The organism is Prochlorococcus marinus str. NATL2A, assembly GCF_000012465.1.
Classification (GTDB): Bacteria; Cyanobacteriota; Cyanobacteriia; order PCC-6307; family Cyanobiaceae; genus Prochlorococcus_B; species Prochlorococcus_B marinus_B.
In genome coordinates this window covers 364909-378425 of the sequence record NC_007335.2, presented here as the reverse complement: position 1 = coordinate 378425, position 13517 = coordinate 364909, and the positions used below count along the sequence as shown (strand labels likewise).

General features: G+C 42.2%; 8 protein-coding genes, 2 tRNA genes and 3 rRNA genes. 5 read left to right on the top strand and 8 right to left on the bottom strand.

Going from position 1 to position 13517, the window contains the following annotated elements; genetic code table 11:
- The gene (locus PMN2A_RS01970; protein ID WP_011294341.1) at positions 1-1050 is read right to left on the bottom strand and encodes a hypothetical protein; all 1050 of its coding nucleotides are present in this window, start codon (positions 1048-1050) and stop codon (positions 1-3) included.
- A 202-nt stretch (positions 1051-1252) separates the two neighbouring features.
- On the opposite strand from PMN2A_RS01970, the gene PMN2A_RS01965 reads away from it, so the two are divergent.
- Positions 1253-1471, top strand: coding sequence for a photosystem I reaction center subunit IV (locus PMN2A_RS01965; protein WP_011294340.1), 219 nt, complete (start codon positions 1253-1255; stop codon positions 1469-1471).
- Positions 1472-1485: 14 nt separating this feature from the next.
- Entirely contained in the window at positions 1486-2334 is an 849-nt protein-coding gene (locus PMN2A_RS01960) for a DNA-formamidopyrimidine glycosylase (RefSeq protein ID WP_011294339.1), read from the top strand.
- A gap of 47 nt (positions 2335-2381) precedes the next feature.
- Here PMN2A_RS01960 and rrf read toward each other — a convergent pair.
- The 5 genes from rrf to PMN2A_RS01935 all read right to left on the bottom strand — a co-directional run bounded on the left by rrf (position 2382) and on the right by PMN2A_RS01935 (position 7581).
- A 5S ribosomal RNA gene (rrf, locus tag PMN2A_RS01955) occupies positions 2382-2498 on the bottom strand.
- A 90-nt stretch (positions 2499-2588) separates the two neighbouring features.
- Positions 2589-5464 (bottom strand): 23S ribosomal RNA (locus PMN2A_RS01950).
- Between the two features lie 309 nt (positions 5465-5773).
- Positions 5774-5846 (bottom strand) — tRNA-Ala (locus tag PMN2A_RS01945).
- Positions 5847-5855: 9 nt separating this feature from the next.
- Positions 5856-5929, bottom strand: a tRNA-Ile gene (locus PMN2A_RS01940).
- A gap of 167 nt (positions 5930-6096) precedes the next feature.
- A 16S ribosomal RNA gene (locus PMN2A_RS01935) occupies positions 6097-7581 on the bottom strand.
- The 16S, 23S and 5S rRNA genes sit together here with 2 tRNA genes alongside, the layout of an rRNA operon.
- A gap of 646 nt (positions 7582-8227) precedes the next feature.
- On the opposite strand from PMN2A_RS01935, the gene PMN2A_RS01930 reads away from it, so the two are divergent.
- Positions 8228-9679 (top strand): glycoside hydrolase 100 family protein, encoded by a 1452-nt coding sequence (locus PMN2A_RS01930; protein ID WP_011294338.1) that lies wholly within the window; start codon positions 8228-8230, stop codon positions 9677-9679.
- On the opposite strand, the gene petD is transcribed toward PMN2A_RS01930, so the two are convergent.
- On the bottom strand, positions 9676-10158 hold the full coding sequence (petD, locus tag PMN2A_RS01925) for a cytochrome b6-f complex subunit IV (RefSeq protein WP_011294337.1): 483 nt from the start codon (positions 10156-10158) through the stop codon (positions 9676-9678). The genes PMN2A_RS01930 and petD overlap by 4 nt on opposite strands.
- Positions 10159-10217: 59 nt before the next feature.
- Positions 10218-10874, bottom strand: coding sequence for a cytochrome b6 (petB, locus tag PMN2A_RS01920; protein ID WP_011294336.1), 657 nt, complete (start codon positions 10872-10874; stop codon positions 10218-10220).
- Positions 10875-10943: 69 nt separating this feature from the next.
- Between petB and ctpZ the strand changes: the two genes are divergently transcribed.
- Both ctpZ and PMN2A_RS01910 read left to right on the top strand, forming a co-directional pair.
- Positions 10944-12254 (top strand): carboxyl-terminal processing protease CtpZ, encoded by a 1311-nt coding sequence (gene ctpZ / locus PMN2A_RS01915; protein WP_011294335.1) that lies wholly within the window; start codon positions 10944-10946, stop codon positions 12252-12254.
- 3 nt (positions 12255-12257) lie between these two features.
- Positions 12258-13517, top strand: a complete 1260-nt coding sequence (locus tag PMN2A_RS01910) for an HD domain-containing protein (protein WP_011294334.1) — start codon at positions 12258-12260, stop codon at positions 13515-13517.

Below are 13517 nucleotides of genomic sequence, written 5' to 3'. Positions count from 1 at the left end.
TTATTTATTTATTTCAAGAGAGGGAGGTTCCAATCTTTCAGAGTCTTCCTCAACAAGTTGTAATCTCAATCTTTTTCCTCCTGAAAGTTCTCCAAGAGAAACTCTTATTGTTGAACCAGTGAGCGTTTGAAGGGTGTCTAAAAGCTCTCTTAAATATGGAGTGCTACTACCCGACTCGACCCATAGTCTCTCTTGCAAGCCTTCTAATCTTTTCCAAGCAGAATGAAACTTCAAAATAGAACTCTCTATAGTTTTTGCTTGTCCAAAAGCATCTGAAAGTAATCCTAAGGAATCCAACCTGAGAGCTTCTTGAGTAGCTTTATCTAAATTTAAATTCTTATTTTGAAAAGCCCTCAATGCTAAAGATGCATCTAAAGACTTGCCCATCCATTTAGCAGTATTCGTCATATCTTTTACTGACTCAATTTCAGGATTTTCTCTTAAAGTTTCGCAGATTTCTTCCTGCTGAATAGGCGTCAACTTGGATAATTCTCTTACTAGTGGCGCCACAAACTTGGCTGGCAATAAATTTGATTGTGTTTTTTCTCTAATTTCATCAGGCAAAAGAGTGCTGGTTGCGGCCATGAATTGATCAGTTAAACTCTTTACTTGTCTTCTTGTTATGTCCCTCCCTTCATTAGCAGCCTCAGAAATCATATGTTGAATCTCAGGCTCAGCTTGGGCTGTTTCTATAAAAGCTCTTTTAGAAAAATTATTTACACTCGCTTCTTCAAGAATTCCATCAACCACGAGATTATCAGAGGAATCAGCTAGTTGGATAAGGGAATAGGCTTTGCTTTTACTAATATCCATCTCCCTAAGCCACTGCAAAAAACCTGTACCTCTGCCATCCCCGCCTCTCTTTTCTCTATCTCTTACAACACGTAAGATTCTTCCTCGCCAAATTTCTGTTTGCAAATCAAACTGCTCACATATTGACCATGCATTCTCTAATCTCTTTATGAAATCAATATTACTTAGGTCATCTTGATCAGGGTCAGGCAAATCAAAGCTAAGAGAAGATGGGTCTAACGATGGCTGTGGTATCACAAAAAAATCTTTAAAGGATTAACATTTCAAAGCTAATTGAAAATTTGCCCAGGAATCAATATGAATTATTTATGTCTTTAAGTAAAAAATCTTTTAAAAAAGATCTAATTTTTTAAAATGCCAGCGACAGTCTGTGACACATCTACAAATATCTCCTGTTCTGATAGATAATAATGATATTAAAGTCTTTTAGGTAAGTCAGATGAGCTTTGCAAGAAAAGATAAGGTTCGCATCTTGCGCCAAGAATCATACTGGTTCAATCAAATTGGAGAAATAGTCTCTATAGATAAATCTCCATTAATGAGATACCCAGTAACTGTCAAATTCGATAAATGTGATTTCAAAGCTTTTAGCGGTGTTGATGGTGGAGCCAATACCAGTCAATTTTCAGTAAAAGAATTAGAAGCTGCAGCAAGTTAGCAGTATTAATACTTTTGCCAGAATTACCTGAAGTTGAGACAGTTAGAAAAGGACTTGAGAAACTTTTAAATGATTTTTATATTGAAAGAATAGAAGTATTAAAAGAGCGATCAATAGCAAGTAATGGGGGATCAAAAAGTTTCATAGTTAGTGTTAAAAATAGTTATTTGGGTAGTTGGGAAAGAAGAGGTAAATATTTAATAGGATCCCTGCTTACAAAAGAAAAATTTAGCAAAGGTTTTTTAGTTGTTCACTTAAGAATGACAGGCCAATTTAAATTACTTGAGAAAGAAGTTTTAGCATGCAAGCATACGAGAGTGAGATTTTTTGATGAGAGAGGGAGAGAACTCCGTTTTATAGATATTAGGAATTTTGGGCAAATGTGGCACGTGCCCTCGTCAAGATCAATTCCGGAGATAGTATCTGGAATTAAAAGATTAGGCCCAGAGCCATTTAGTGATGATTTTAATAGTCATTATTTAGAAGAATATTTGAAGAAAAAAACTCGCTCAATTAAATCTGCTTTATTAGATCAAGAAACTGTTGCTGGAGTTGGAAATATCTATGCAGATGAAACATTATTTGATGCAGGGATTAATCCAAAAAAAGAAAGTAGAAATTTAAAAAGTACTGAATTAAAAAGGCTTTGCAATAGTCTGGTCAAAATTTTAAATATAAGTATTGGAGAGGGAGGCACAACTTTTAGTGACTTTAGAGATTTAGAGGGAATTAATGGAAATTATGGCGGACAAGCTTGGGTATATAGACGAAGCGGTAAAAATTGTAAAAAATGTGGAGAAAAGATATTGCGAGAAAAGATCTGTGGAAGGAGCACACACTGGTGTCCTAATTGCCAAAAATAATTTTCCATAAAAGAAGGGCCCCTAGAGACCCTTCTTTATAATATTTTACCTGGCATTGAGCTATTTTCTCAGGGGGCTACCCCCCAAATATCGTCGCCGCTGATGCGTTTCACAACCGAGTTCGAGATGGATCGGAGTGGTTCCACATCGCCATGAACACCAGGATAGTGTTATTTATGAACCCTGAAGACTGCATAGAAATTATTAAAAAATAAACAAAAAGAATAAAGCAATAAATTGAGTAAAAGCAAAAGAAGGTCAAGCCCTCGATCTATTAGTACTCCTCCGCTGCATCTGTTACCAGACTTCCACGTAGAGCCTATCAACGGGTGTTCTTCCCGTGATCTTACTGGTTTAAACCATGGGAATACTCATCTTGAGGTGGGCTTCCCACTTAGATGCTTTCAGCGGTTATCCACTCCGCACATGGCTACCCAGCGTTTACCGTTGGCACGATAACTGGTACACCAGAGGTGCGTTCCTCCCGGTCCTCTCGTACTAGGGAGAAATCCTCTCAATATTCCTGCGCATACACCGGATATGGACCGAACTGTCTCACGACGTTCTGAACCCAGCTCGCGTACCGCTTTAATGGGCGAACAGCCCAACCCTTGGGACCGACTTCAGCCCCAGGTTGCGATGAGCCGACATCGAGGTGCCAAACCTCCCCGTCGATGTGAACTCTTGGGGGAGATCAGCCTGTTATCCCTAGAGTAACTTTTATCCGTTGAGCGACGGCCCTTCCACTGAGAACCGTCGGATCACTAAAACCGACTTTCGTCCCTGTTCGACTTGTAGGTCTCACAGTCAAGCTTCCTTCTGCTTTTGCACTCGACGACTGATTTCCAACCAGCCTGAGGAAACCTTTGTGCGCCTCCGTTACCTTTTAGGAGGCGACCGCCCCAGTCAAACTGCCCAGCAGATACTGTCCATTTCCCGGATAACGGGTAAATGTTAGATCTCTAGCTCTGAAAGAGTGGTATCTCACCATTGACTCAGTAGCACCCAAAAGCACCACTTCAAAGTCTCCCACCTATCCTGCGCATTCAGAGCCCGAGAGCAATACCAACCTGCAGTAAAGCTTCATAGGGTCTTTCTGTCCTGGTGTATGTAGTCCGCATCTTCACAGACAATTCTATTTCGCCGAGCCTCTCTCCGAGACAGCGCCCAGATCGTTACACCTTTCGTGCGGGTCGGAACTTACCCGACAAGGAATTTCGCTACCTTAGGACCGTTATAGTTACGGCCGCCGTTCACCGGGGCTTCAGTCACTAGCTTCGCTTACGCTAACCAGCTTCCTTAACCTTCCGGCACTGGGCAGGTGTCAGCCCCCATACATCGTCTTGCGACTTAGCGGAGACCTGTGTTTTTGGTAAACAGTCGCCTGGGCCTCTTCACTGCGACCAGCTTGCGCTGGCATCCCTTCTCCCGAAGTTACGGGACCATTTTGCCGAGTTCCTTAGAGAGAGTTATCTCGCGCCCCTCGGTATTCTCTACCACCCCACCTGTGTCGGTTTCGGGTACTGGCAATTATGCCTTAGCGGGTATAGGGATTTTCTTGGAAGCATGACGTCACCAACTTCGCTGCCGTAGCAGCTCGTACTCACGCCTCAGCTCAGAACGTTTTCTCCGTTCCTCAAAGCCTTGAACGCTTGAACCAGTAACCAACATCTGGATTGGCTAGCCTTCTCCGTCCCCCTTCCCAAAACATAACTGGTACAGGAATATTGACCTGTTATCCATCGACTACGCCTTTCGGCCTGACCTTAGGACCAGACTAACCCTCCGCGGACGAGCCTGCCGGAGGAACCCTTAGGGTTTCGGGGCATGGGATTCTCACCCATGTTTTCGCTACTCAAGCCGACATTCTCACTTCTATGCAGTCCACGCCCGCTTACGCTAACGCTTCACCCCACATAGAACGCTCCCCTACCATTTATAAATAAATCCGCAGCTTCGGTACAACACTTAGCCCCGTTCATTTTCGGCGCAGGATCGCTCGACCAGTGGGCTATTACGCACTCCTTTGAGGATGGCTGCTTCTAAGCAAACCTCCTGGTTGTCTGGGCAATCCCACCTCCTTTATCACTTAGTGTTGATTTTGGGACCTTAGCTGGCGGTCTGGGCTGTTTCCCTTTCGACTATGGAGCTTATCCCCCACAGTCTGACTGCCTAGTTACACACAGGGTATTCAGAGTTCATCACGATTTGGTACCGCTCTCGCAGCCCGCACCGAAATGGTCGCTTTACCCCCCTGCTGGAGCACTAGACGCTACGCCTCAACGTATTTCGGGGAGAACCAGCTAGCTCCTGGTTCGATTGGCATTTCACCCCTAACCACAGCTCATCCGGTGACTTTTCAACGTCAGTCGGTTGGGACCTCCACTTGGTATCACCCAAGCTTCATCCTGGCCATGGTTAGATCACCAGGGTTCGGGTCTATAAACACTGACAAAACGCCCTATTCAGACTCGCTTTCGCTATGGCTCCACCATTCTCGGTTTAACCCGCCAGTGCATATAAGTCGCCGGCTCATTCTTCAACAGGCACACGGTCACCCGATAAGTCGGGCTCCCATTGCTTGTAGGCTCATGGTTTCATGTTCTATTTCACTCCCCTCCCGGGGTTCTTTTCACCTTTCCCTCACGGTACTGTTTCACTATCGGTCACACAGGAGTACTTAGCCTTACGAGGTGGTCCTCGTAGATTCACACGGAATTCCACGTGCTCCGTGCTACTCGGGATACAGATAGGCTAACTCTCCTTTCGATTACGGGGCTTTCACCCTCTGTGGCGCGCCATTCAAGCGCTTCTTCTAGGTTTGTTAGTCCACGTTTCTGTCCCACAACCCCGATAGTCGAAACTATCGGTTTGGGCTAGTCCCCGTTCGCTCGCCGCTACTTAGGGAGTCGTTATTTACTTTCCTTTCCTCCAGCTACTAAGATGTTTCAGTTCGCTGGGTTGGCTCGTGCCAGCCTATATATTCAGCTGGCCGTTCTAAGGGTTGCCCCATTCGGAAATTCCCGGATCAAAGCGTGTATCCAGCTCCCCGAGACATATCGCAGGTAACCACGTCCTTCATCGCCTCTGTGTGCCAAGGTATCCGCCATGAGCCCTTTGTAGCTTGACCTTAAATACAATCACAAAATCAATTGTGCTCGGCTTTTACTCAAGAATTAAACATGAATTCTAGATCTAAGTAATTTAGTTTTGAGGCTAAATTAAAAAAATCAGAATTATGCATCCATGAGATGCTTTATTCTTTCTAATCTATGCAGTTTTCAAGGTTCTACTGATTTCTCATGGAATTAATCCATGCGAGCCCAGCATGTTATCAACTATAAAAAGATGACAAGAAGCTAGGTTCTTTTCAGACAGACAATTCTAAGCCACTTCTACAAATTTTTCTCCGAAATTTAGTTATCAGGATAGTTTTCAGTGGAGGTAAGCGGACTCGAACCGCTGACATCCTGCTTGCAAAGCAGGCGCTCTACCAACTGAGCTATACCCCCAACAACGAATGGGCCATCCTGGACTTGAACCAGGGACCTCACCCTTATCAGGGGTGCGCTCTAACCACCTGAGCTAATGGCCCAGGAGAAACCTTTGTTGGGTGTGACCTAGACAAGTTTAGGAACTGAAATCAAAGAATTAATTATAAAACTAATTCAAAAACCTGAGGTACCGATCGACCTTAAGGTGACAGGATTGTGGCCTAAGAATAAATGACTTAGACATCACAATCAATTTATTGTCTCCCTGTTAGGAGGTGATCCAGCCGCACCTTCCGGTACGGCTACCTTGTTACGACTTCACCCCAGTCATCAGCCCCACCTTCGGCGTCCTTCTCCACAAGGGTTAAAGTAACGACTTCGGGCGTGGCCAACTTCCATGGTGTGACGGGCGGTGTGTACAAGGCCCGGGAACGTATTCACCGCAGTATGCTGACCTGCGATTACTAGCGATTCCTACTTCACGTAGGCGAGTTGCAGCCTACGATCTGAACTGAGCCACGGTTTATGGGATTTGCTAGCTCTCGCGAGTTTGCTGCCCTTTGTCCGTAGCATTGTAGTACGTGTGTAGCCCAGGACGTAAGGGGCATGATGACTTGACGTCATCCACACCTTCCTCCGGTTTATCACCGGCGGTCTTTCTAGAGTGCCCAACTGAATGCTGGCAACTAAAAACGTGGGTTGCGCTCGTTGCGGGACTTAACCCAACATCTCACGACACGAGCTGACGACAGCCATGCACCACCTGTCACTGCGTTCCCGAAGGCACCCTCTAATTTCTTAAAGGTTCGCAGGATGTCAAGCCCTGGTAAGGTTCTTCGCGTTGCATCGAATTAAACCACATACTCCACCGCTTGTGCGGGCCCCCGTCAATTCCTTTGAGTTTCACACTTGCGTGCGTACTCCCCAGGCGGAACACTTAACGCGTTAGCTACGACACCGAAGGGGTCGATTCCCCCGACACCTAGTGTTCATCGTTTACGGCCAGGACTACAGGGGTATCTAATCCCTTTCGCTCCCCTGGCTTTCGTCCATGAGCGTCAGTAATGGCCCAGCAGAGCGCCTTCGCCACTGGTGTTCTTCCCGATATCTACGCATTTCACCGCTACACCGGGAATTCCCTCTGCCCCTACCATACTCAAGCCAATCAGTTTCCACTGCCATGATGGAGTTAAGCTCCACGCTTTAACAGCAGACTTGGAAGGCCGCCTGCGGACGCTTTACGCCCAATAATTCCGGATAAAGCTTGCCACTCCCGTATTACCGCGGCTGCTGGCACGGAATTAGCCGTGGCTTATTCCTCAAGTACCGTCATATCTTCTTCCTTGAGAAAAGAGGTTTACAGCCCAGAGGCCTTCGTCCCTCACGCGGCGTTGCTCCGTCAGGCTTTCGCCCATTGCGGAAAATTCCCCACTGCTGCCTCCCGTAGGAGTCTGGGCCGTGTCTCAGTCCCAGTGTGGCTGATCATCCTCTCAGACCAGCTACTGATCGATGCCTTGGTGAGCCATTACCTCACCAACAAGCTAATCAGACGCGGGCTCATCCTCAGGCGAAATTCATTTCACCTCTCGGCATATGGGGTATTAGCGGTCGTTTCCAACCGTTATCCCCCTCCTGAGGGCAGATTCCCACGCGTTACTCACCCGTCCGCCACTAACCCGAAGGTTCGTTCGACTTGCATGTGTTAAGCACGCCGCCAGCGTTCATCCTGAGCCAGGATCAAACTCTCCGTTGTAGTCAGGCCCTATTGTAAAAATAATTTCTACTCAGTCTGATTTGCTTCTCCCACTTAATTCAGCACTGGCGTACTGATTGTGATTGTTGCCACCTTGGTTTTAATAAGGGTTCTAAAGAGTGCACTAAGTTTTATCTTCGTGACTTTCCCGGATCTCAGATCCGTCGTTGCTCTGAGTCTGTAACACCATATATCAAAAAAGAGCCGTGAAACTCCAATTCGAAATAGTGACAAAATCATGCAACTAATTTCTTTTTGACGGGACCTCACACCTTTATCGCAATACATCCGATTCAAAAATGAATCAGACGCGATAAAAGCGTCAGTTCCTAAACTTTTAAGTTGTCTAGGTGCAATGTTTTTGACTTAAAAAGCCAAGAACATTTTCGATCTTTCGACCGTTTTTCAGCTTACAGCACGGAAGGGTTTAGTCTTCAAATGTTGTAAAACTCCCACTTAACTAAAAAAACTTTCGTAATTTTCGCTAACTGAGTACGCTCCAGAATAACTTTTGCGCAGAAGAATATTCTAGACCCTCGAAGTACTTACTTGCAACAAAGTTGCAAATGAAATGTTTTACCTCTTACTATCAATATCAAATGAGTAAGCCATAACTAGCTTTTAGCGATGGCAACAGATTATCTTAATGCCCGCACGTTTTAGCCAACAGAACCAAAGGGTACGCCCCAACTCGAATGAAGACAAAGTTGTTGCAAGAGCTAAAGAACATTTTGAAAAAACTCTGATTCAAATTTCTGGAGATATTGCAGGCAGTGTCGCGGCCTTAGAGCATCCAACAAAAAATGATGCTCTTAATTACGGAGAAATCTTTTTAAGGGATAACGTCCCTGTAATGATCTATCTCTTAACTCAAAAAAGATATGACATAGTCAAAAAATTTTTGACAGTAAGTCTCGATTTGCAAAGTACCACTTATCAAACTCGAGGGGTTTTCCCAACAAGTTTTGTTGAAGAAAAAGGGAAATTAATAGCAGATTATGGTCAGAGGTCTATTGGAAGAATTACCTCTGCTGATGCAAGCTTGTGGTGGCCAATCCTTTGTTGGCTGTATGTGAGAAAAAGTGGTGATCAAAGTTTTGGGACGAGTCAACAAGTGCAAAGAGGTGTGCAACTTCTTCTTGATTTAGTTTTGCATCCAACTTTCGAGGGAAATCCAGTTTTATTCGTGCCAGATTGTTCATTTATGATCGATCGACCCATGGATGTTTGGGGAGCTCCTCTTGAGGTAGAAGTTTTGTTGCATGCATCTTTAAAAAGCTGCATACAACTAATGGAACTAAGCAGAAAACATCAAAAAAGTCGATTGCTCGATCAGAGGCTTGTTTTAACACGTCAGTGGGTGCATGATCTTCGCCAATTTCTTTTGAAGCATTATTGGGTTACAAGTAAAACGATGCAAGTTCTTAGAAGAAGGCCTACAGAACAATACGGTGAAGATCAACATCAAAATGAATTCAATGTCCAACCCCAAGTAGTCCCTTCATGGCTTCAGGATTGGCTTGAAAATAGAGGTGGATACCTTATTGGAAATATAAGAACTGGTAGACCAGATTTTCGTTTTTACAGCTTGGGGAATTCATTAGCATGCATGTTTGGAGTATTGACAGCACCTCAACAGAGAGCATTGTTTCGTCTGGTTCTACATAACCGTGAACACCTCATGGCACAAATGCCAATGAGGATATGCCATCCTCCAATGGATATCGAAGAATGGCAAAACAAAACAGGTTCAGACCCAAAAAACTGGCCATGGAGCTACCACAATGGGGGACATTGGCCTAGTCTTTTATGGTTTTTTGGTGCTTCTATATTGCTTCATGAAAAACGATATCCAAAAGCTGATGTTTTACTCATGGGACAAATGCGGGCTCTTATTGAAGAATGTTATTGGAGTCAATTGAACCAACTCCCAAGACAAAAATGGGCAGAATATTTTGATGGGCCAACTGGTACTTGGGTAGGACAACAATCTAGGACTTATCAAACATGGACTATTGTTGGATTTTTATTAATGCATCATTTGTTAAGAGCTGAGCCTGATGATGTATTGATGCTGGACTTAGAGGAAGAATTCTAAAACAAACCTAAAGTAAGAGATTTATCAATTGGTAGGCAGGCTCCTATACCTAAATACATTGTCAAAACAGTTCCAAATAAAAATAATGACATTGCAACTGGTCTTCTAAAAGGATTAGCAAATTTATTTATGTTTTCAATAAAAGGAAGAATCATTAATCCTAATGGTATCAAAGTCTGCAGAGCAATTCCAAGTAACTTATTAGGTACAACTCTTAAAATCTGAAAAACAGGATATAAATACCATTCAGGGAGAATCTCTAATGGAGTTGCAAAAGGATTTGCTTTATCTCCAAGGAATGCAGGATCTAAAACTGCTAAACCGACAACACAAGCAATAGTCCCAAGAATAACCACTGGGAAGATATATAATAGGTCATTAGGCCATGCTGGTTCTCCGTAATAATTGTGTCCCATACCTTTAGCAAGTTTTGCTCTTAATTTTGTATCGGTTAAATCAGGTTTCTTAAGAGTAGACATGGTTTAAGAAAGGTTTAAAAGAATTAAGGTAAGGGTTGTTTAGATAAATCTTTTTTTAATTATAAGGGACCGGAGATTCCTTGTTTTCTAATCATTAGAAAATGCATCAACATAAAAACTGCTAACAGCCATGGCATCACAAAAGTGTGAAGACTATAAAACCTTGTCAAAGTTGACTGTCCAACGCTCTCACCACCTCTAAGAAGTTCGACCATAAAGTCTCCAATAACTGGGATAGCTGCTGGGACTCCAGAGACAATTTTAACTGCCCAATAACCAACTTGATCCCAAGGCAATGAATATCCTGTAACTCCAAAAGCAACTGTGATTACTGCCATAACCACTCCAGTTATCCATGTCAATTCTCTAGGTCTTTTAAATCCACCAGTCAAATAAACGCGAAAAACATGCAAAATAAGCATGAGTACCATCATTGAGGCACTCCATCTGTGGACTGATCTAATCAACCAACCAAAACTCACATCTGTCATCAGATAACTAACAGAGCTATAAGCTTCAGTTACTGTAGGTTTGTAGTAAAAGGTCATCGCGAATCCAGTCGCGAATTGAATCAAAAAACAAACCAGTGTTATGCCACCAAGACAATAGAAAATGTTGACATGTGGAGGAACGTATTTTGAAGTGACATCATCAGCTATGTCCTGTATCTCAAGACGTTCCTGGAACCAGTCATAAACCGGTGAAGAGTTCGCCATCCACTTATTCACTGTACTTTCAAATATCTTACTCGATGTGCCCCTTGGTCGCCGCAAAAGATCAATCCAATGCTCTCATCTGTTAAATCTTTAACTAAGCCACTGCAAAGACTTTTTGCAGTATTAATTAGCTTTGGGATTTTATTTCAAGTCTTTACTCAGCCCGCTTTTGCCCTAAATGATGGACAATTGCTTGTTATTGAGGCATGGAATCAAGTAAATGCGGGTTATTTAGATCCTAAGAAATTTGATGAAATTCAATGGAAAAAACTTCGTCAAAAAGCTCTTGAAAAGCCAATAAACAATTCTCAACAAGCCTATTCAGCTATTGAAGCAATGCTTCTTCCTCTTGGAGATCCATATACGCGCTTATTAAGACCAGTTGATTACGAGGCGATGAAGAAAAGTAACATAGGTAGTGAAATCAATGGAGTTGGACTTCAATTAGGAGCGAGAAAAGAAGATGGAGACATAGTCGTAATATCTCCTCTTGAAGGCTCTCCAGCATCGGATGCAGGAATTACAAGTGGAACGATTATAAAAAAAGTCAACGGGCAATCCCCAAAACAACTAGGTCTAGAAGCAACAGCCGCAAAATTGAGAGGCCAAACTGGAACACAAGTAATCGTTGAATTAGAGCAACCTGACAATGAAATAAAAGAAATTTCTTTAGAAAGAAGAAGTGTTGATTTAAGACCAGTTAGAACTAAGAGAATAAGGAACGAATCACATACATTTGGTTATTTAAGAATTACACAATTTAGTGAGGGAGTCCCTGAGCAAGTCAAGGAAGCATTGGAAGAACTTTCTGGGAAAGACATAGATGGACTAATTTTGGACCTAAGAAATAATTCTGGAGGTCTTGTAAGTTCTGGACTCGCAGTTGCTGACGATTTCCTCAGCGATATGCCGATTGTTGAAACAAAAAAAAGAGATTCCATAAATGATCCCATCAGTTCTGGACTAGAAACTATTTATGATGGGCCAATGGTTACTCTTGTAAATGAGGGGACAGCAAGTGCTAGTGAAATTCTTGCTGGTGCTCTTCAGGATAATAAAAGATCTGAACTCATAGGTAATAAAACTTTTGGGAAAGGCCTCATACAATCTTTGACCAATCTTAGTGATGGCAGTGGTTTAGCTGTAACAGTTGCTAGTTATCTAACTCCTAGTGGAAGAGACATACAAAATCTAGGAATTGATCCTGATCGCCTCTTGGAAATGCCAGAGCCACTTAATCCAGGCTCTGATGAAGATAGATGGCTTTTAGATGCAGAGCTGATAATGCAAGCCACCTTGGACAAAGAAGAAGTCTCAGAAAAATTATCAAAAGAGACTTTAGTGAAAGAAGAACAATTAATAAGCCAAGAAATTGAATAAGTCATGTCGTCACGAACTTATTACGACCCTCTTCATCAATCCATTACATTAAATAGTTCGATTCCAGAGGAAAAAATGGTGATGGAATTAATAGATTCCTCCCCATTTCAAAGGTTACGAAGAATCAAACAGTTAGGTCCTGCTTACTTGACATTTCATGGTGCAGAATCAAGCAGGTTCACTCATTCTCTTGGTGTATTTCATCTGGCAAGAAGAGCGATCAATCATTTATTAAGTATTGATTCTGGATTAAAAGAGCATAAATTCATTATTTATGGTGCTGCGCTTTTACATGATCTAGGTCATGGACCACTCAGTCACACAAGTGAGGAAATTTTCAAGATAAAACATGAATATTGGACCGCTAAATTAATAAATTCATGTAAAGAAATAACTACGATACTTAATAAATATGGGAAAGGAAATGCAAAAGCAATTTCAGATTTAATTCAATCGGGAAAAGCTGAAAAAAAATCAATAATTTCGTTAATTAGTAGTCAGCTAGACTGTGATCGACTTGATTATTTAATGAGAGATAGTTATACAACTGGGGCAAGATATGGTCAGTTAGATATAGACCGGATAATTTCAGCAATGACAATTTCACCTGATGGAGATTTAGCAATACACCCAAAAGGATTAATGGCAGTTGAGCATTATTTAGTTATAAGGAATCTAATGTATAGAAGCGTGTACAATCATCGATTAAATGAAGTTTGTAATTGGTTATTAGAGCAAATTATAAAAACAGCAAGAAAAATTGGGCCACAAAGCTTATGGGCAGATAAAAGCATGTCTGAATGGCTTTGGAATCATGAAAAAATGAGCCTAGAAAGTTTTTTATCTAATGATGACACAGTAACTGGATATCATATCCATAAATGGCAAGATTGTAGTTCCAACAATCTATCTAATCTCTGTAAGCGCTTTATACATAGAAATTTATTAAAAGCACTAAATATATCCTCCTTTACTTTAGAGACGAGACTAGAATCTCTAGCAAAAGCTAGAAAACTATCTGAAAAATATTACCTTGAGCCAGATATATCCTGTGGATTAAGAGAACAAGTAGTGAAAAGTTACCATCCTTATAAACATGGACTTCGTTTATGGGACGGAGATAAGTTACAAGCTCTAGAGAGAGTTTCACCATTAGTTGATAGATTAATTCAGCCTAATCAATCTTCATGGTTGATTTATCCAAAAGAAATAGAAATTGAATTAAAAATAGAAATTGAGAACCTAAAAATGAAACACAATTAG